We start from the raw sequence: 15915 nt of genomic DNA, 5'->3' as shown, positions 1-15915 counted from the left end.
CCCCCAAATCTTACCGGATGCTCACGCCAAGACGGAAAGGAGGAAGCCCAGGGCCTCCCTTTGGGGAAGGCGCACCTGTTCCCCGGTGGCCAGGCGCTTCAGGGTGACCTCCCCGGTCTTCAACTCATCCTCCCCCAGGAAGGCCACGAAGGCGGCATTCCGCTTCAGGGCTTCCTCCACCCCCTTGCCCGGTTTCTTGGGGCTCAGGGCGTACTCCGCCCGGATGCGGGGCCTCAGGGCCTCGGCCAGATAGAAGGCCTCGGCCACCGCCTCCTCCGTGAGGGGGACCAGGTAGACCTCGGGCCCCCGATCCTCGGGAAGGCCGAACCCCTCCGCCTCCAGGGCCAGGGCCACCCGCTCCACCCCAAAGGCGAACCCCACCCCCGGGACCCTGGGGCCTCCCAGGAGCTCGGAAAGCCCGTCGTACCGCCCTCCGCCCCCCAAGGCGCTTTGCGCCCCGATCTCCTGGTGGTGCACCTCAAAGGCCGTGCGCACGTAGTAGTCCAGGCCCCGCACCAGGGCCGGGTCCAGCTCATAGGGCACGGAAAGCCGTTCCAGGTGGCGCTCCACCGCCTTGAGGTGGGCCCGGGCTTCCTCCCCCAGGAAGTCCAGCATGGGCCGGATGCCGAGCTCCTTGAGGAGGGCCTGGTCCTGCTCGCTTTTGGAGTCCAGGATGCGCATGGGGTTGAGCTCGAGGCGTTCTTGGGAGTCCGGGGAGAGCGCCTCCCGGTGAGGGGAGAGGACCTCCCGGAGGTAGGCGTTGTACCGGGACCGGTCCGCGGGGTCCCCCACGGAGGAGAGCTTTAGGGTAAGGCGCCTCAGGCCGAGTTCCTTAAGGCTCTCGTAAAGGAGCACGATGGCTTCCGCGTCCAGAAGGGGGCTTTCCGAGCCCAGGGCCTCGTAGTTCACCTGGTGGAACTGGCGGTAGCGCCCCTTTTGGGGCCTTTCCGCTCGGAACATGGGCCCCGCCATCCAAAGCCTCACGGGTTGGGGCCAGATCTTCATCCCGTGCTCCAGGTAAGCCCGCACCATGGCGGCGGTGCCCTCAGGGCGGAGGGTGAGGGAGCGCCCGCCCCGGTCCTGGAAGGTGAACATCTCTTTGCGGACGATGTCGGTGGCCACCCCCACCCCCTTCTCAAAGACCTGGGTTTCCTCAAACACCGGGGTGATGAGCTCCAAGGCCCCCGCCGCCTCCAAGACCCGGCGGGCGGTGGCCACGATGTGCTGGTGGAGCCGTAGCTCTTTGCCGAAGAGGTCCTTGGTGCCGCGCACGGCCATACCCCTACACTTTACCCGAGGGGGAGGGCTATACTGCGGCCATGCCCTTCCGGGGTTCCACACGGGGGCTCCTGGTACTCCTCTACCTCCTTCTCACCTTGGCCGCCTCCACCGGGGTGGCCCTGCAGATGTACCTCATGCAGGTACAAAACCCCGGTCTCCGGGCGGATCTCTGCCAGGCGCCTGGGGAGGAGAAGGAGGTGGACCATTCCCCCTTCTGCGGGTTGCAGGTCTCCCCGGGCCTGCCCCCTGTGGGCCAGGTGGCCTCCCCCACCCTGGTGCGGGGGGTGCGGGCTAGGGTCATCCCTTTGCCTGGACACCCGGAACCCCATGGAAGGCTCTTTTCCCCCCGCTCCCCTCCTTTCGCCCTGGGGATTTTCGCTTGAGGTTGGCGAAGGATCCTTGGGCTGAAGGAGGGTGGGATCTTGGAAGCGGTGGTTTACACGAAAAGCTTACAGCTTTATGCCCTGGTGTACGGGGCGCTCCGCCGGGCGGGTTGGAAGGTGGGCTGGAACGAGGGCCAAGGTCTGGCCTTGGCGGGGCTGGACCGGTTGGAAATGGGTGAGGTGCTCCTCTGGACCACCCCCTGGGGGCTTAGGGCCTATGACCCCAGGGGCATGGTCTTCCTCACGCGGCGGGACGACCCCAAGACCTTGGCCCTAAGCCTGGGCCGGGGACCGGGCCTGCCCCTTACGGGCCGGGTGGGCTTGGGCCTCCTCCCGGGGGAGAGGGCGGTGTTGCTGGCGGTGGGGCGAGGGTTTCCCCTAAGGGCGGGGGCCCTGGCCCTGGCCTTGGGGTGTCCCCGGGACCGGGCCCGTTTCTTCCTTAGGGGGGTGATGAACAAGTTTGGCCTGGGGGAGGAGGACCTAGTCCGCCTCGCCCGGCATCAGGTGCAGGTAATGGGGCTTAAGGACCACCTGGAGCCTCTGCCCGGGGTAGAGGTTCAGCCGGGCCTGGACGTGCCTGGGAAGCAGCACCTGGAGGCGGAGGGGGCCTTGGAACAAGCCCCGGTAGGCGAGGCCTTCCGGGTGAAGGTTCGCCAGTACGCCCTCTAGGACGTTTTCCGGGGGTGGGGGCCGGTCCGGGCGCACCACGATCACCTCCTCCGCCCGGATGCCCACCCAGGCTGTCTCCCCGGGCCGGGCCCAGGGGGGTAAGGGAAGGCGGAGGTGGACCCCCTGGACCTCCACCCCCATGGGGGCAATGCGGGCGGGAAAGAGGTTCTCGTAGCCCAGGAGCCTGGCCACCAGGAGCTCCTTGGGCGCGGAGTACACCTCCTCGGGCGGGCCCTCCTGCAGGATCCTCCCCGAGCCCATCACCACAAGCCAGTCCGCCATCCGGGCCAGGGTGGGGTCGTGGCTCACCGCCAGGGTGGGGATGCCCTCCCGGCGGATGAGGTCCACCAGCTCCCCCAGCACCTGGTCCTTGGTGAGGGGATCCAAGGCGCTGGTGGGTTCGTCCAGGAGGAGGAGCTCGGGGTTTCTGGCCAGGGCCCGGGCGAGGGCCACCCGCTGCCTCTGGCCGCCGGAGAGCTGGTTTGGGCGCTTGTGGGCGTGCTCCAAAAGCCCCACCCGTTCCAGGAGGGCCAAGGCTCTTTCCCTGCGGTTTCTTCCCACCAGGGGAAAGGCCACGTTCTCCCAGGCGGTCATGTGGGGGAAGAGGGCCAGGTCCTGGGGCAGGTAGCCCACGGGCCTCCGTTCCGGGGGAAGCCCGCCATACGGTCGGCCTTCGGCCTTTACCAGGCCGGCCAAAGCCCTGAGCAGGGTGGTTTTGCCCACCCCGCTTTCCCCCAAAAGGACGGTGAAGCCGCGCAAGCGAAAGCGGGCCTCGAGGGGAATGGGCTTTTTGATCAGGTAATGGACCTCCATGCCCGTCCCTTGGCCTCTAGGGTTCTTGCCGCCGCCAGAATGGCCAGGCTGAGGAAAAGAAGCACCAAGGCCGCCTTGGAGGCCTCCCCAAAGCGCAGGGCTTGCACCAGGTCGTAGATGTAGATGCTCACCATCTGGGTCTTGCCGGGGATGGAGCCGCCCACCATGAGGACCACCCCGAACTCCCCCAGGGTGTGGGCGAAGGCCAGGAGGGTTCCGGAAAGGAGGCCCGGCCAGACCAGGGGCAGGACCACCCGCGCCCAGATCTTGCCCCTGCGCACCCCCAGGGTCCGGGCCACCTCCAGGAGGCTTCGGTCCAGGGATAAGAAGGCCTCCCGGTAGGCGGTGAGGGCGAAGGGCAGGCTGAAGAGGACGCTGGCCAGCACCAGGCCTTCCAACCGGAAGGCCCAGGAAAGCCCCGTGAGCTTGGTCCATAGGCCCCCAGGCCCCAGGAACAAAAGGAGGTAAAAGCCCAGCACCGTGGGGGGCAGGACCAAGGGAAGGAGGAAGACGGCTTCCAGCAGGGCCTTTCCCGGAAAACGGTGGAAGGCCATCAGCCAGGCCAGGGGGATGCCCAGGAGGAGAAGGATCAGGGAGGCCAAGAAGGCCACCTCGAGGGAAAGGCCGAGGGCGGTCCAGAAGAGGGGGTCCATCACTCCAGCTTCTCTCCGGGCAACAAAAACCCGTAACGCCTCAAGATGGCCCGCCCCTCGGGGCTTCCCACAAAGTTATAGAAGGCCATCACCTCAGGCCGCTTCCTCCCTTTCAGGATCACGTAGTCCTGCTCCAGGGTGAGGTGGCTCTCCAGGGGGGCTACCCAGTAGACCCCTGGGCGGGACAGGCTCTCGTGAATGGCCAGGGAAAGGGCCAGGATGCCGGCCTGGGTGGCGGTGAGGGCTAGCTGGGCTGTTTGGGAGATGTTTTCCCCGTACACGAACTCAAAGTGGGCCTTGCCTTGGCGGAGGGGTGTGGCGTCCCAGTAGGTCTCTACCCCGCGGGTAAGCCCCTCCCAAGGGATTTCTTCCCAGGAAAGGCTGGCAAAAGGTTCCTTTAGACCAGGGATGGAAACGTCGGGGCGGCGCCTAAGCAGGCCGAGATGTTCCAGGAGGGTGACGGCAGCCCGGCCGTAAGGGGCGTGCACGGGGTTGGCGATGGCGAGCCGGGTGATCCTGGGGTCCTTGAGGGCCTTGGGGTCAGGTTGTAGGCCTAGCCTACGGTCCAACCAGATCACCAGGCGCCCTAGGGCGTAGGGCCTTCGGGTGTGGGGTTCGGCCAGGCCCTTTTCCTCCAGAAGCCGGGGGTAAATCTTTTCCGCGGAGAAGAAGAGGTCCGCCTCGAGGCCCTGGGTGAGCTGGGCGTAGAACTTGCCCGAGGAGCCAAAGCTCAGGGAAACCCGGATCCCCGGGTTCTTGGCCTCAAAGGCTTGGGCCAGTTCCTTCAGGGCGTACTGCAGATCCGAGGCCGCCACCACCTGCACCGTCTTTTGCGCCCACACCGGGGCGAGAAGGAGCAGGGCCAGCAGCACCACCCTTTGTTTGCTCAACTGAACCTCCTTTGCCACCACGGCAGGCGGCGGGGTTGCCCCCACCACCCCGGGGCCCAAAGCCCGGCCCGGAAGGCCCTGAGGGTCTATCCGGGCTCGGAGGCTACGGGGATGCTAACCCGCGGGCTGATCCCCTGTCAACGAAGGCCACGGGGGGTTGCATAAGTTTGCAAGGGTGCGGTATCCTAAAAGCCTCATGGCGGGAGACGCCCTTACTCGGCCCAAGGACCTTTTGGACTTCTCGGCCCACGGTCGCCAGGAGGTGGAGGGCCTCCTGGCCTTGGCGGAAAGGCTGAAAAGGGAGCGTTACCGGGGCGAGGATCTTAAGGGCAAGGTCCTGGCCCTTCTCTTTGAGAAGCCCTCCTTGCGTACCCGCACCACCCTCGAGGTGGCCATGCTTCACCTGGGAGGGCATGCCCTTTACCTGGACCAAAAGCAGGTGGGCATCGGCGAGCGGGAGCCCGTCAGGGATATCGCCAAGAACCTGGAGCGCTTTGTGGAGGGGATCGCCGCCCGCGTGTACCGTCATGAAACCGTGGAGGAACTCGCCCGCCACGCCCGGATTCCGGTGATCAACGCCCTTTCCGACCGGGCCCACCCCCTGCAGGCCCTGGCGGACCTCCTCACCCTGAAGGAGGCCTTCGGGGGGTGGGAGGGCCTCGAGGTGGCCTGGGTAGGCGACGGGAACAACGTGCTGAACTCCCTTTTGGAGGTGGCCTCCCTGGTGGGCCTCAGGGTGCGGGTGGCCACCCCCAAGGGCTACGAGCCGGACCCCGGGCTTTTGCGCAAGGCGGGCGCCTTCTTCACCTACGATCCCAAGGAGGCGGCTTTCGGGGCCCACGCCCTCTACACCGATGTCTGGACCAGCATGGGCCAGGAGGCGGAGCGGGAAAAGCGCCTTCAGGACTTCCGGGGCTTCCAGGTCAATGGGGAGCTCCTCGCCCTCCTCCACCCCGAGGGGGTCTTCCTGCACTGCCTTCCCGCCCACTACGGGGAGGAGACCACGGAGGAGGCGGTGCACGGGCCCCGGAGCCGGGTCTTTGACCAGGCGGAAAACCGCCTCCACACCGCCAAGGCCGTCCTCCTGCGCCTGCTAAGCTAGGGGTATGGTCCGGCCTTACCGCTTCTCCCTCGAGGAGTTTCTACGGCTCCCCCTGCCCGAGCGGGGTGTGGAGCTTTTGAGGGGGGAGATCTACCAGAGGGCACCCATAGGATCCCGTCATGCGGATGTAGTGGATCGGGGCCCTGCTGGCGACCACTACCGGGAACAGCTCTGGCTTTCCCCTGGGGAAAACCTGGCCCCGTTGGTCTTCCCTGACCTCATTTTGGAGGTACCGTGGTAAGGGTGGGGATCCTCGGGGCCTCGGGGTATGGGGGTGGGGAACTGATTCGCCTTCTCAAGGCCCATCCCCAGGTGGAGCTGGTGGGCTTTTCTAGCCGCAAGCACGAGGGGAAGCCCCTCGCCTCCGCCTGGCCCCAGCTTTGGGACGAGCGGGCCTTTGCTTCCCAGGAGGAGGTGCTGGAGGAGGCCGAGGTGCTCTTCCTGGCCCTTCCCAATGGGCTGGCCATGGGGATCGCCCCCCGGGCCTTGGAGGCGGGCAAGCGGGTCATTGACCTTTCCGGGGACTTCCGGCTTCCCCCTGAGGTCTACGAGGCCTGGTACGGCATCCCCCACCAGAGTCCGGGGCTTTTTGGGGAGGCGGTCTATGGCCTTCCCGAGCTCCATCGGGAGGAGGTAAGGGGGGCCAGGCTGGTGGCCAACCCCGGCTGCTACGTGACCGCGGCCACCCTGGCCCTGGCCCCCTTGGCGGCGGAGGGCGTCTTGCGGGGGGCCTTCGTGGTGGGTCTAAGCGGGGTCTCGGGGGCGGGCAGGGAAGGGGAGGGCACCTTTTTTGCCGAGGTGAACGAGAACCTCAAGCCCTACAAGGTGGGGGGCACCCACCGCCACATCCCCGAGATGGAAAGAAACCTGGGCCGCCTCCTGGCCCAGGGCCGCCCGGTGCGCACCCATGGGCCCCTGGGCGAGGTCCGCCTTTCCTTCGTTCCCCACCTGGTGCCCATGACCCGGGGCATCTTGGTCACCGCGGAGGCCGAGGTGGCGGGGGCGTGGGATCAGAAGCGCCTGGAGGAGCTCTACCGGGGCTTTTACGCTGAGGAGCCCTTCGTGCGGGTCCTGGACCGCCTCCCCGAGACCAAGGGCACCCTGGGTTCCAACCGGGTGGACCTGCGGCCCCTCCTCGAGGCGCGCACGGGCCGCATCCTGGTGTTCGCCGCCCTGGACAACCTGGTCAAGGGTATGGCCGGCCAGGCGGTGCAGAACTTTAACCTGATGATGGGCTTTCCCGAAAGCCTTGCCCTTCCGAGGGAGGGGATATGGCCGTGAAACTTCCCAGAGGGTTCCGCGCCGGGGCAACCCGCGCGGGCATCAAGCCTTCCGGCAAACCGGACCTGGCCCTTCTGGTCTCGGGCCTGCCCGCCGCCTGGGCCTACGCCGCCACCCAAAACCGGGCCGCCGCCCCCTCGGTCCACCGGGGGCGGAGCCTCTACGCCTCCGGCAGGGCCTTGAGGGCGGTGGTGGTGAACGCGGGGAACGCCAACTGCGCCACCGGGGAGCGGGGTTTTGTGGACGATCGGCGCATGGCCGAGGCCGCGGCCCTGCGCCTAGGGGTCTCCGTGGAGGAGGTCTTGACGGCCTCCACCGGGGTCATCGGGGTTCCCCTTCCCGTGGAAAAGGTGGAGGCGGGTTTGCCCCAGATAGAACTCACCCCCTACGCCGACGCCTTTGCCGAGGCTATCCTTACCACGGACCTGGTGCCCAAGGTGGCGGAGGCCGAGGTGGAAGGGGCGAGGATCGTGGGCATCGCCAAGGGAAGCGGCATGATCCACCCCAACATGGCCACCATGCTGGCCTTTTTGGTGACCGACGCCTCCCTTCCCCAAGGGGCTTTGCGGGAAGCCTGGCGGGGCATTGTGGCACGCACCTTTAACCAGGTCACCGTGGATGGGGACACCTCCACCAACGACTTGGCCTTGGTGATGGCCAATGGGGCCTATGGCGAAGTGCCCCTGGAGGCGTTTTTTCCTGCCCTGGAGGGGGTGGCCCAGGAGCTGGCCAGGAAGATCGCCCGGGATGGGGAAGGGGCCACCAAGCTGATGACCGTGCGGGTGGTGGGGGCGGCCACCGAGGAGGAGGCCCGGCGGGCGGCCAGGGCGGTGGCGGGTAGCGCCCTTTGGAAGGCGGCCCTTTACGGAAACGACCCCAACTGGGGCCGTATCCTGGCGGCCTTGGGCAACTCCGGGGCCCGGTTTGACCCCTCGAGGGTGCGGATCCAGGTGCAGGGGATTCCCCTTTATGCCGGGGGCGTCCTCTCCTTTGACCGCCAGGCGGCGAGCGAGGCCATGCGGGCCGAGGAGGTGGAGGTCCTGGTGGACCTTCAGGAGGGCCAGGGGATGGGTGTGGCCTGGGGGTGCGACTTGACGGAGGGGTATGTGCGAATCAACGCTTTATACACTACTTGACACCTATTGGCGGTTTATACACTACTTGACACCTATTGGCGGTCTGCTAACCTTAAGAAGGAAGGAGGTGTTAGCAATGAGGAAGCTTTTTTGGAGTGCATTAGTAATGCTCGCATTGTCTGTTGGCTTTGCTCAGACCCAAGGGGTTGGCTTCTACTCCGGGTACCCTACGTATCTTGGCTTCCAGTATCAAAGCGCTAATCTCCGCCTCGGGGCTGGCTTTGGCTTCTTTGGTGTAGCGGGGGATGGCGCTTTGATCCTGGCCAAGGCTTCTTTACCCGGCTACTCGGGCCTGGGAATGAGCTGGTACTACGGGCTTGGCCTGGGGGCAAGCGTGGCCTTAGGTGGCTCGGTATTTGGGATCTATCCCCATGGGCTTGTGGGGGTGGAGATCCAACTGCCCGATCCGGCTATAAATCCCTACTTTGAGGGTCAGCTTGGTGCCCATGTGCTTTTTCCCGCCCCACTGTTTGGGCCGTATTTTGCTGGACGCGTGGGTGTGATTCTGCGGTGAAGCGTATTTGCCCTTTAGGATAGAGGAGATGCGTGCGCATCTCCTCTATCCTCTTGCCTTTGTCCTTGTCTCCTGTGCCCGGCCCGATACCGCACCCCCGGAGATCGGCCTGGTGGAGCCCCTGGGCGGGGCGGTGGCCCCGGGGCGTACGCTGAGCGCGGAGGGCTACGCCTTTGACCCCTCTGGGGTGGTGAGCGTGAGGGTGGGAGGGCAGGAGGTGCTTCCTCCCGGGGAGGAGGGCAAGAGGCTGGTCCGGTTCCGTTTCCGCCTGCAGGCCCCCACCTCGGGACGGGTGGAACTCCTCCTGGAGGCGGAGGATGCCCGGGGCGAACGGGGGGAGCGGCGGGTTTCCCTGGTGCTGGACGCCTCCCCACCCCGCATCGTGGTGGAGCGGCTGGAGCGGGAGGGTAACCTGTACCGGGTCTACGGGCGGGTGGAGGATAACGTCCTGGTGGATTGGGTGGTGGTACAGACGGGCGGCCGTTTTGATCCCCTTTCCCTTCCCAAGGAGGCCACGGTGGCCTTTTCCGCGGAGGTGCCCGCTGGGGCCGTGCTGCTTGCGGTGGATGCCGCCGGGAACCGTGCCAGCCGGCGCATTCCCTAGGGGCGGGCGTGGTACACTCCTTGGGGTTATGAGGCGGGATCACGGCACCTTGACGGACCTGGCCCGGGCCCTGCGGGAGACGCCTCTGGAGGCCGGCCAGGTACCCAGGTTCCGCGAGATCGCCAGGCTTCTCCACCGGCTCCCCCCTGGGCGGGAACGGGATGGGCTTTTGGCCGTGGCCTACTTTAGGCTCTACCAGCTTCTAGGTCAGGAAGAAGACTATTTGAAAGGTTACAGCTACGCCCGCACCGCAAGGCTGGAGCCCGTGCGGCTTCTGGGCGAGCGGCTAGGGGAGGAGAGGACGTGAAGGAGCTTTTGGGTTTGCTGGCGGTGTGGAGCATCGTGCTCTCGGGGCTGGCGCTTGTGGTGGGGGTGGCCCTGATCCGAAGGGGGAATAGGGTCTGGCATCACCGGGCCATGCTCACGGCCACCTCCCTGGCCCTTCTTTTCCTGGTCTTTTACCTGGCCAAGTGGGCCCTTCACGGCACCACCGCCTACGGGGGGCCTGAGGCCTGGCGGGGGGCTTACTACCTCCTCCTCTTTACCCATACCCTGCTGGCGGCGGTCAACGGGCCGCTGGCCCTTTACGTGATCTGGCGGGCCTTCAGGGGGGAGTTTGTGCTCCACAAGCGCTGGGCCAAGGTGCTGGTGCCCATCTGGCTCTATGTGGCCGCATCGGGTTGGGTGATTTATCTCGTGCTGAAGCGGTACGGGGTGGAAACGGGAACTATCGCCTTCTAGCGGGCTCCACCACGATGGTTCCCTCCTGGACGCGGGCGATCTCGGGGCCCCGCGCCTCCAGGCCCTCCGGCGCCTGGGCCAGATGGGGGCCGATGCGCACCTGCTTGGCAGCCAGCTCCAGGGCAAAGATGAAGCGCTCCTCGTCGCCTCCCGCCCCCGCGTGGGCCAGGCCCCGCAGTTTGCCCACCACGATCACGTCCCCCCCCGCCACCACCTCGGCTCCCGGGTTCACGTCCCCCAGGACCACCACCGTGCCCGGGTGCTGCACCCGTTCGCCGGAGCGGAGGGTTTTGCTTAGGACCAGGGTACCGGCCGGTGAGGGCTTCCTGGGGGGCACCAGGGTGAGGGGCCGGCCCAGCTCCAGGAGGGCCTGAAGAAGGCTACCGGACACGGGCCCGGCCACCTCCACCTCGAGGGGAAGGCCCTCCGGCAACCTCAGGTTTCGGAGTTCTTCCGGGGTTTCCCCGCCGTCCAGGCGCAGGGCTAGGGCTTTAGGGGTGGCGCGAAGCCGCATGGGGCCATTTTACCTGGCCTGGGCCTCCTCCACCTGCCAGTAGGCGGCCATCACCTTGCGCACCGCAGGGAGGGCCACGCGGCTTCCCTCGCCCCCGTTTTCAAAGAAGGCCACCACCACCAAAGGAGGGTAGGAAAAACCGGGCTCAGCGGGGCCGTAGCCCATGTACCAGGCGTGCTCGAGGCCCGCCCGCTTCCCCGGGGTTTCCGCGGTTCCCGTCTTGCCCCCCGTGGGCACGGGGAAGTCCCCCAGCACATGGCGGGCCGTCCCCTCCTTCACGGTCTTGCGCAGACCTTCCTGCAACACCGCCCAGAAACGCCCGGGAACCGGTGTGAGCTGGGGTCTAACCTCCCTTTGGCCGATGCGTTTCACCAGGTGGAGGGTGGGCTTCTGCCCGGCGTTGGCTATGGTGGCCAGCATGCGGGCCACCTGGGCCGGGGTGGCGAGGAGGGGCCCTTGCCCGATGGCCAGGGAAAGGGTTTCCCCTGGGTACCAGGGCTCCTTTAAAGCCTCCCGCTTCCAAGCGCGGGTGGGAAGAAGCCCCGTGCGTTCAGCGATTTCCAGGCCGGTGGCCTCCCCTAGGCCCAGAAGGCGGGCCCTCGCCGCCAGGCGGTCCACCACCCCCAGGGGGTCCTGGGCCACCGCCTGGTAGTACCAGGTGTTGCAGCTCCAGGCGATGGCCTCCTTGACCGTCATGGGGCCCATGTCCCGCCCTGCCCAGTTGCGGCGCACTTGGCCGCCAAAGACGAGGTAGGGGGTGCACCGGAAGGTGGTGGAGGGGTTCACGTAGCCCTCTTCCAAAAGGGCGTAGCTGGTGGCCAGCTTGAAGGTGGAGCCCGGGGTATAGGGTTGCACCGCCCGGTTCAGGAGGGGGAGGTCCCGGTCTTGGAGGAGGGCTTGGACCTCTTGGGGCACGGGCCGTTTGGCAAACAGGCTCGGGTCAAAGGAGGGGGCGCTGGCCATGGCGAGGACCTCCCCCGTTTTGGGATTCACGGCCACGATGGCTCCCTTGACCCGGGTGGCGGGGGGAAGCCCGCGGAGCTTGCGGCCCGCATTGATATCGGCCAGGGCCTCCTCCAGGGCCCTTTCCGCCGCGCGCTGCAGGTCCAGGTCCAGGGTGAGGACCACGTCCTCTCCGGGGGTGGGTTCCTCCAGGATGGTCTCCCTCAGGCGTTCCCCCCGGACGTTGACCTCCACCGCCTTAAGGCCGCGCTTGCCCCTGAGGTAGGGCTCCAGGGCCGCCTCGAGGCCCGCTTGGCCCACCTGCTCCTCAGGGCTGTACCCCCGCTTCACCTGCTCGGCGTTGGCCTGAAGCACATACCCCAGGACCGGGCCCGAGATGGGGTTGGGGTAGGCGCGCTCGATGCGCTCCACCAGCTTGAGGTTTTTCTGTCCGGCGGTGATCTCCGCCAGGGTGGGAAGAAGGTGTTCGGGCACCCCTGCTTTCAGGACCGTGGCGCCTTGTGCCTTAGGGAGCTCCCGCAGGCCCAAAAGGGGCAGAAGCCTCTCCGCAAAAGCCACCTCCCCCCCCAGGTAAACCAGGTCCACCACCAGGCGGTCCTGGGCGATCACCCGCCCCTTGCGGTCCAGGATGCGGCCCCGGGGGGCGGGTATCCCCTCGGTCTTCAGGTAGTTGCCTTGGCTCCGCAGGGCGTACTTCTCGTGCTCCAGGACCTGGAGCTGCCAGGCCCTCAAGGCCAGGAGGCCGAAGGCCAGGAGGAAGAAGAGCATGAGGGCGTAGATCCGGCTGGTCATGGCCGTGGGGAAGGTGGCCCGAAGCGCCAGGCCAGGAGGACCAAGGGAAGGGTGAAGAGGCCCTCCAGGATGAGGTCCAGGGGCAGGAAGGCGGGAAGCTCCAGGCGCAACCAGTAGGCCACCAGGAAGTAGCCCGCCCACTTGGCGGAAAAGGCCCAGAGGAAGGAGAAGAGGACCCCGGGGACCTCCCCCGGAGCCAGGCGGCGGCTCGCCGCGTAAAAGGCGTAGCTGGCGCTCAAAAGCCCCACTGCATGGAGACCCAAAAGCCCATAGCCCAGAAGGTCTTGCACAAGCCCTAGGAAAAAGGCCGAAGGAAGGCCCAGGTAGTAGGGAAGGCCGCGGGCGTAGAGGAGGGCCAGCACCAAGAAGAGGTCCGGGGCCATCAGCCCCTGAGGCCAGAGGGCCCCCAGGAGGCCGGAGAGGAGGAGGGTGATTAGGAGCGAAATGCCCATCATAACGGCCTCAGCACGATGACCTCTTCCAGGAGGGAAAGCTCCACCAAAGGCCTGACCCAGGCCCGCAGCTTTAATCCCCCTTGGACGCGCTCCACGCGCTCCACCCGGCCCACGGGAATCCCGTCGGGGAAAAGCCCTAAAGGGGCTCCGGTGAGGAGCAGGTCCCCCGGAGCCACCCGGACCGTGGGGGGGAACTCCGCCACCAGGCGGTCCGGGGGAACGCCCCGGGCCACCCCCCGCCCTGGGGCCTTTTCCGGCCGCACGCCCACCTGGCTTTCCGGATCCAGGAGGGTGCGTACCAAGGCCCGGCGTTCCTCCACCTCCACGATGAGCCCCACCAGCCCCTCCGGGGCGGTCACCGGCATGCCCACCCGGAGGCCATCCCGCTCCCCTAGGCCCAGGATGAGGCGGCGGTACAGCCCGGAAAGGTCCTCCCCCACCACCGGGGCCACCGCCACCACCCCGGGGGCCTGGGTGGCCTGGACCTGGAGGGCCCGGGAGAGGCGCTCCACCTCGAGGCGAAGCCTTCGGTTCTCGCTTTCCAGCTGGGACAGCCGTGCCTTTAGGGTTCGGTTTTCCCCATAGAGGTCTTGGCGGTTAAGGAGGGCGGTCAGGGCCGCCCGCAGGTTCTGCCCCAGGCGGTGGCCCAGGGCCGGAAGGGGGCGGTGAGGGGGAAAGGGTGAGGGCGAGGCGGGGGCGAGGGGGCGGGTTAAGGCCGCCAGGGCCAGGCCCACGGCCAACAGCAGGAGGAAAAGCCCCCGGCGCAGGGCCACCTCCCTCATGGCCTAAACCCCCTTTCCCAAAGGAGGGCAAAAACCCGGGCCACGGGCAGGCCCACCACCGTGTAGAAATCCCCCACGACCCCCTCCAAAAGGGCCATACCCAGGCCCTGAGCCCCGTAGCCCCCCGCCTTGTCCAGGCCCTCCCCGCTTTGCACGTACCAGGCGATCTCCTCCTCGGAGAGCCTGCGGAAGCGGACCTGGGCGGTGTGCACCTCCGCCACCAGATCCCCTGGGGTGCGGAGGTAGATGGCGGTGTGGACCCGGTGGGTTCTGCCGGAAAGGAGGCGGAGGAAGTGGTGGTTTTCCGCCCGGTCCTTGGGTTTGCCCAGCACCCGGCCGTCCAGGTCCACCACGGTATCCGCCGCCAACACCCACTCCCCGGGCACCCCTTCCCCCTTGCGCCGGGCCAGGGCGAGGGCCAGCTCCTTGGGGTCTAAAAGGAGGCCTTCCCCTTCCTCCTCCACCCCGGGAGGCACCACCCTTAAGGGAAAGCCCAGGGCCTCGAGGAGGGCCCGGCGCCTTGGGCTTCCCGAGGCCAGGGTGAGCACTAAAGGGGCGTTCCTTCCTGCCATAGCCGCAAAAACTCCTGCCGGTAGGCCTCGGCCAGGGGGGCGCTTTTCAGGAGGAGGAGGTTCTCGTTGTTCACCTGCCAGGCCCTGGCGGAGAAGTTGTAGCTTCCCGTGACCACCCAGGTGCCGTCCAGCACCATCACCTTGTGGTGCAGGGTGTAGGGGTTGCCGTCCTTGCGCACCGCCACCCCGGCCCGCAGGAGCTCCTCCTCCCGGCTATCCTCGAGGTTGCGGGTTTCCAGGAGAACCTGCACCCTTACCCCCCTCCCTTGGGCCTGGGCCAAGGCCTTCACCACCTCTCGGTCCGCGAGGACAAAGGCCGCCACCAGGATCTCCTGCTGGGAGGCCCGAAGCCTTTCCAGAAGGGCTTCCCGGCCCAGGGCCCCCCCTTTGGGGCTGAAGTAGGCGGTGCCCTCCGCCGGCATGTCCCCTTCTAAGCTGAAGGTAACCGGTTCCCCTAAACCCTCCTTGGTGCCCGAGAAAAGGGCTTGGAACTCCCGGGCATAACCCTGGGCCAGGATGGAAGAAGGGAGCAGGAGGCTGTTTTCATTATTCCGGGCAAAGGCGTTCCAGGTCATGTTGGTGCTTCCCGTCCAGACCGCCTTGCCGTCCACCACCAAGAACTTGTGGTGCATGAAGCCTTCCCGCTCGTCAAAGCAGACGGGAAGGCCCACGATCTCTTCGCAATCCAAGGAAAGGGGACGCACCCGCTCTCTTAGGGCGGCTTGGGGCACCTTGGGGACCTCCCCCTGTTGGCCCAAGGCGGCCCCCACCAGGTAGCGGCGGAAATCGTTGCGGAAATCGCTTTCCCCATAGATCCTCACCCGCACCCCCCGCTCCCTCGCCCTTAGGAGCGCCCGGGCGATCTCCAGGTCCCGGAACTCGTAAAAGGCGCCCTCCAGGCTTTCCTGGGCCCCCTCTATGAGGGCCACGAGGCGGGCTTTGGCCCTTTGCCCATCCTGGGGCATGAAGTAGGTCTCTAGGGCGCCGGGTTCGGCGGGGGGTGTGGGGCCTGGGCGGAGTTCTTGGAAGAGCCAAAGGAGGAGCAAAACCAGCAGGATCACGTAGCTGGGGAGGCCAGCCAGAAGGGTTTTTTTCCGCCTTCTCCTAGTACCCATGCCCCGTCTCCCCCTTCAGGAGGGCCACGCCGCTGGAGGTGCCCAGCCGGGTGGCCCCCGCCTCTAGAAGCTTCAAGGCCAGGCTTCGGTCGCGGATCCCCCCAGCCGCCTTCACCTGGGCCCGGCCTTGGGCCACCCGGACCAGGAGCGCCACATCCTCCGGGCTGGCTCCCCGGGGGCCAAAGCCGGTGGAGGTCTTCAGGAAGTCGGCCCCGCCCCGGATGGCGGCCTCGGCCAGGCGTTCCAGGGCCTCGGGGGTGAAGTGGCCGGTCTCCAGGATCACCTTGAGCACCGCCTTGGGGACCGCCTGGCGCACGGCCCGGACCTCCTCCTCGAGGTAGGCATAATCCCCCGCCAGGGCCCGGCCCAGGTGGATCACCATGTCCACCTCGTGGGCGCCTTGGGCGAAGGCCAGGGCCGCCTCGAGGGCCTTGGCCTCCTTGGCCTGGTAGCCTAAGGGGAAGCCCACCACGGTGACCAGGCGGAAGGGGGCATGGGGGTAACGCTCCCGCACCAGGGGAAGGTAGGAGGGGGGGATGCAGAGGCCGAAAAACCCGTATTCCAGGGCTTCCTCCGCCACCTTGAGGATCTCCTCGGGGGTGGCGGTGGGTTTTAAAAGGGTGTGGTCAATGTGGGCGGCCAGCTCCATACCCTG

At 67.1% G+C, this 15915-nt stretch carries 20 protein-coding genes and 1 riboswitch; of the genes, 9 read left to right on the top strand and 11 right to left on the bottom strand.

What is annotated here, in order from left to right:
- Nucleotides 1-21: 21 nt before the first annotated feature.
- The gene (gene hisS / locus BS74_RS06895; protein ID WP_038057322.1) at nucleotides 22-1278 is read right to left on the bottom strand and encodes a histidine--tRNA ligase; all 1257 of its coding nucleotides are present in this window, start codon (nucleotides 1276-1278) and stop codon (nucleotides 22-24) included.
- Nucleotides 1279-1319: 41 nt separating this feature from the next.
- Here hisS and BS74_RS06890 point away from each other — a divergent pair, with 41 nt between their 5' ends.
- On the top strand, nucleotides 1320-1664 hold the full coding sequence (locus BS74_RS06890; protein WP_038057320.1) for a hypothetical protein: 345 nt from the start codon (nucleotides 1320-1322) through the stop codon (nucleotides 1662-1664).
- Between the two features lie 480 nt (nucleotides 1665-2144).
- On the opposite strand, the gene BS74_RS06880 is transcribed toward BS74_RS06890, so the two are convergent.
- The 3 genes from BS74_RS06880 to modA form a co-directional block, all read right to left on the bottom strand.
- A complete protein-coding gene (locus tag BS74_RS06880; protein WP_038057317.1) occupies nucleotides 2145-3146 on the bottom strand; it encodes an ABC transporter ATP-binding protein in 1002 nt (333 codons plus the stop codon).
- On the bottom strand, nucleotides 3128-3799 hold the full coding sequence (modB, locus tag BS74_RS06875) for a molybdate ABC transporter permease subunit (RefSeq protein WP_038057316.1): 672 nt from the start codon (nucleotides 3797-3799) through the stop codon (nucleotides 3128-3130). Before modB ends, BS74_RS06880 begins: the two co-directional genes overlap by 19 nt.
- Nucleotides 3799-4689: a molybdate ABC transporter substrate-binding protein gene (gene modA / locus BS74_RS06870; RefSeq protein WP_038057315.1), complete on the bottom strand. Its 891-nt coding sequence runs from the start codon at nucleotides 4687-4689 to the stop codon at nucleotides 3799-3801. The genes modB and modA overlap by 1 nt, the downstream gene beginning before the upstream one ends.
- Nucleotides 4680-4803, bottom strand: a riboswitch (molybdenum cofactor riboswitch). It overlaps the preceding gene by 10 nt.
- An 82-nt stretch (nucleotides 4804-4885) precedes the next feature.
- On the opposite strand from modA, the gene argF reads away from it, so the two are divergent.
- From argF to BS74_RS06830, 8 genes are all read left to right on the top strand, one after another.
- Entirely contained in the window at nucleotides 4886-5791 is a 906-nt protein-coding gene (gene argF, locus BS74_RS06865) for an ornithine carbamoyltransferase (RefSeq protein WP_038057313.1), read from the top strand.
- Between the two features lie 4 nt (nucleotides 5792-5795).
- Nucleotides 5796-6032: a hypothetical protein gene (locus BS74_RS06860; protein WP_038057311.1), complete on the top strand. Its 237-nt coding sequence runs from the start codon at nucleotides 5796-5798 to the stop codon at nucleotides 6030-6032.
- A gap of 2 nt (nucleotides 6033-6034) precedes the next feature.
- Entirely contained in the window at nucleotides 6035-7072 is a 1038-nt protein-coding gene (gene argC, locus BS74_RS06855; protein WP_185747746.1) for an N-acetyl-gamma-glutamyl-phosphate reductase, read from the top strand.
- Nucleotides 7063-8208 (top strand): bifunctional glutamate N-acetyltransferase/amino-acid acetyltransferase ArgJ, encoded by a 1146-nt coding sequence (gene argJ, locus BS74_RS06850; protein ID WP_038057305.1) that lies wholly within the window; start codon nucleotides 7063-7065, stop codon nucleotides 8206-8208. Before argC ends, argJ begins: the two co-directional genes overlap by 10 nt.
- Before the next feature lie 76 nt (nucleotides 8209-8284).
- On the top strand, nucleotides 8285-8722 hold the full coding sequence (locus tag BS74_RS06845; RefSeq protein ID WP_038057302.1) for a hypothetical protein: 438 nt from the start codon (nucleotides 8285-8287) through the stop codon (nucleotides 8720-8722).
- Between the two features lie 28 nt (nucleotides 8723-8750).
- Complete coding sequence (locus BS74_RS06840; protein WP_038057300.1) at nucleotides 8751-9326, top strand: hypothetical protein; 576 nt, start codon at nucleotides 8751-8753, stop codon at nucleotides 9324-9326.
- A gap of 28 nt (nucleotides 9327-9354) precedes the next feature.
- Nucleotides 9355-9633, top strand: coding sequence for a hypothetical protein (locus tag BS74_RS06835; protein ID WP_038057297.1), 279 nt, complete (start codon nucleotides 9355-9357; stop codon nucleotides 9631-9633).
- Complete coding sequence (locus tag BS74_RS06830; protein WP_038057294.1) at nucleotides 9630-10067, top strand: DUF420 domain-containing protein; 438 nt, start codon at nucleotides 9630-9632, stop codon at nucleotides 10065-10067. The genes BS74_RS06835 and BS74_RS06830 overlap by 4 nt, the downstream gene beginning before the upstream one ends.
- Here BS74_RS06830 and BS74_RS06825 read toward each other — a convergent pair.
- Genes BS74_RS06825 through deoC form a run of 7 tightly spaced genes read right to left on the bottom strand, consistent with a single transcriptional unit; the run spans nucleotide 10054 to nucleotide 15909 of the window.
- The gene (locus tag BS74_RS06825) at nucleotides 10054-10581 is read right to left on the bottom strand and encodes a septum site-determining protein MinC (RefSeq protein ID WP_038057292.1); all 528 of its coding nucleotides are present in this window, start codon (nucleotides 10579-10581) and stop codon (nucleotides 10054-10056) included. The genes BS74_RS06830 and BS74_RS06825 overlap by 14 nt on opposite strands.
- A gap of 9 nt (nucleotides 10582-10590) precedes the next feature.
- Nucleotides 10591-12336 carry a penicillin-binding transpeptidase domain-containing protein gene (locus BS74_RS06820; RefSeq protein ID WP_038057290.1) on the bottom strand — a complete coding sequence of 582 codons (1746 nt, stop codon included), beginning with the start codon at nucleotides 12334-12336 and terminating at the stop codon, nucleotides 10591-10593.
- Nucleotides 12333-12791: a rod shape-determining protein MreD gene (gene mreD / locus BS74_RS06815; RefSeq protein ID WP_038057288.1), complete on the bottom strand. Its 459-nt coding sequence runs from the start codon at nucleotides 12789-12791 to the stop codon at nucleotides 12333-12335. The genes BS74_RS06820 and mreD overlap by 4 nt, the downstream gene beginning before the upstream one ends.
- Nucleotides 12788-13573, bottom strand: coding sequence for a rod shape-determining protein MreC (mreC, locus tag BS74_RS06810; protein WP_038057286.1), 786 nt, complete (start codon nucleotides 13571-13573; stop codon nucleotides 12788-12790). The genes mreD and mreC overlap by 4 nt, the downstream gene beginning before the upstream one ends.
- Entirely contained in the window at nucleotides 13570-14145 is a 576-nt protein-coding gene (locus BS74_RS06805; protein WP_038057283.1) for a Maf family protein, read from the bottom strand. The genes mreC and BS74_RS06805 overlap by 4 nt, the downstream gene beginning before the upstream one ends.
- Nucleotides 14121-15260, bottom strand: coding sequence for a phospholipase D-like domain-containing protein (locus BS74_RS06800; RefSeq protein ID WP_038057281.1), 1140 nt, complete (start codon nucleotides 15258-15260; stop codon nucleotides 14121-14123). Before BS74_RS06800 ends, BS74_RS06805 begins: the two co-directional genes overlap by 25 nt.
- Complete coding sequence (deoC, locus tag BS74_RS06795) at nucleotides 15250-15909, bottom strand: deoxyribose-phosphate aldolase (protein ID WP_038057279.1); 660 nt, start codon at nucleotides 15907-15909, stop codon at nucleotides 15250-15252. Before deoC ends, BS74_RS06800 begins: the two co-directional genes overlap by 11 nt.
- Between the last annotated feature and the right edge of the window lie 6 nt (nucleotides 15910-15915).

It is taken from the genome of Thermus amyloliquefaciens (assembly GCF_000744885.1).
GTDB lineage: Bacteria > Deinococcota > Deinococci > Deinococcales > Thermaceae > Thermus > Thermus amyloliquefaciens.
Note: the sequence above shows the minus strand (reverse complement) of the source record. Positions and strands in the feature narration are given on the sequence as shown.

Excerpts from the sequence above, each read along its gene's own strand:
- BS74_RS06890 (WP_038057320.1), top strand. The coding sequence starts at position 1,320 with ATGCCCTTCCGGGGTTCCACACGGGGGCTCCTGGTACTCCTCTACCTC.
- BS74_RS06800 (WP_038057281.1), bottom strand. The coding sequence starts at position 15,260 with ATGGGTACTAGGAGAAGGCGGAAAAAAACCCTTCTGGCTGGCCTCCCC.
- mreD (WP_038057288.1), bottom strand. The coding sequence starts at position 12,791 with ATGATGGGCATTTCGCTCCTAATCACCCTCCTCCTCTCCGGCCTCCTG.
- BS74_RS06835 (WP_038057297.1), top strand. The coding sequence starts at position 9,355 with ATGAGGCGGGATCACGGCACCTTGACGGACCTGGCCCGGGCCCTGCGG.
- BS74_RS06845 (WP_038057302.1), top strand. The coding sequence starts at position 8,285 with ATGAGGAAGCTTTTTTGGAGTGCATTAGTAATGCTCGCATTGTCTGTT.
- argJ (WP_038057305.1), top strand. The coding sequence starts at position 7,063 with ATGGCCGTGAAACTTCCCAGAGGGTTCCGCGCCGGGGCAACCCGCGCG.
- BS74_RS06825 (WP_038057292.1), bottom strand. The coding sequence starts at position 10,581 with ATGCGGCTTCGCGCCACCCCTAAAGCCCTAGCCCTGCGCCTGGACGGC.
- hisS (WP_038057322.1), bottom strand. The coding sequence starts at position 1,278 with ATGGCCGTGCGCGGCACCAAGGACCTCTTCGGCAAAGAGCTACGGCTC.
- BS74_RS06860 (WP_038057311.1), top strand. The coding sequence starts at position 5,796 with ATGGTCCGGCCTTACCGCTTCTCCCTCGAGGAGTTTCTACGGCTCCCC.
- BS74_RS06880 (WP_038057317.1), bottom strand. The coding sequence starts at position 3,146 with ATGGAGGTCCATTACCTGATCAAAAAGCCCATTCCCCTCGAGGCCCGC.
- deoC (WP_038057279.1), bottom strand. The coding sequence starts at position 15,909 with ATGGAGCTGGCCGCCCACATTGACCACACCCTTTTAAAACCCACCGCC.
- argF (WP_038057313.1), top strand. The coding sequence starts at position 4,886 with ATGGCGGGAGACGCCCTTACTCGGCCCAAGGACCTTTTGGACTTCTCG.
- BS74_RS06840 (WP_038057300.1), top strand. The coding sequence starts at position 8,751 with ATGCGTGCGCATCTCCTCTATCCTCTTGCCTTTGTCCTTGTCTCCTGT.
- mreC (WP_038057286.1), bottom strand. The coding sequence starts at position 13,573 with ATGAGGGAGGTGGCCCTGCGCCGGGGGCTTTTCCTCCTGCTGTTGGCC.
- BS74_RS06805 (WP_038057283.1), bottom strand. The coding sequence starts at position 14,145 with ATGGCAGGAAGGAACGCCCCTTTAGTGCTCACCCTGGCCTCGGGAAGC.
- BS74_RS06820 (WP_038057290.1), bottom strand. The coding sequence starts at position 12,336 with ATGACCAGCCGGATCTACGCCCTCATGCTCTTCTTCCTCCTGGCCTTC.
- modB (WP_038057316.1), bottom strand. The coding sequence starts at position 3,799 with ATGGACCCCCTCTTCTGGACCGCCCTCGGCCTTTCCCTCGAGGTGGCC.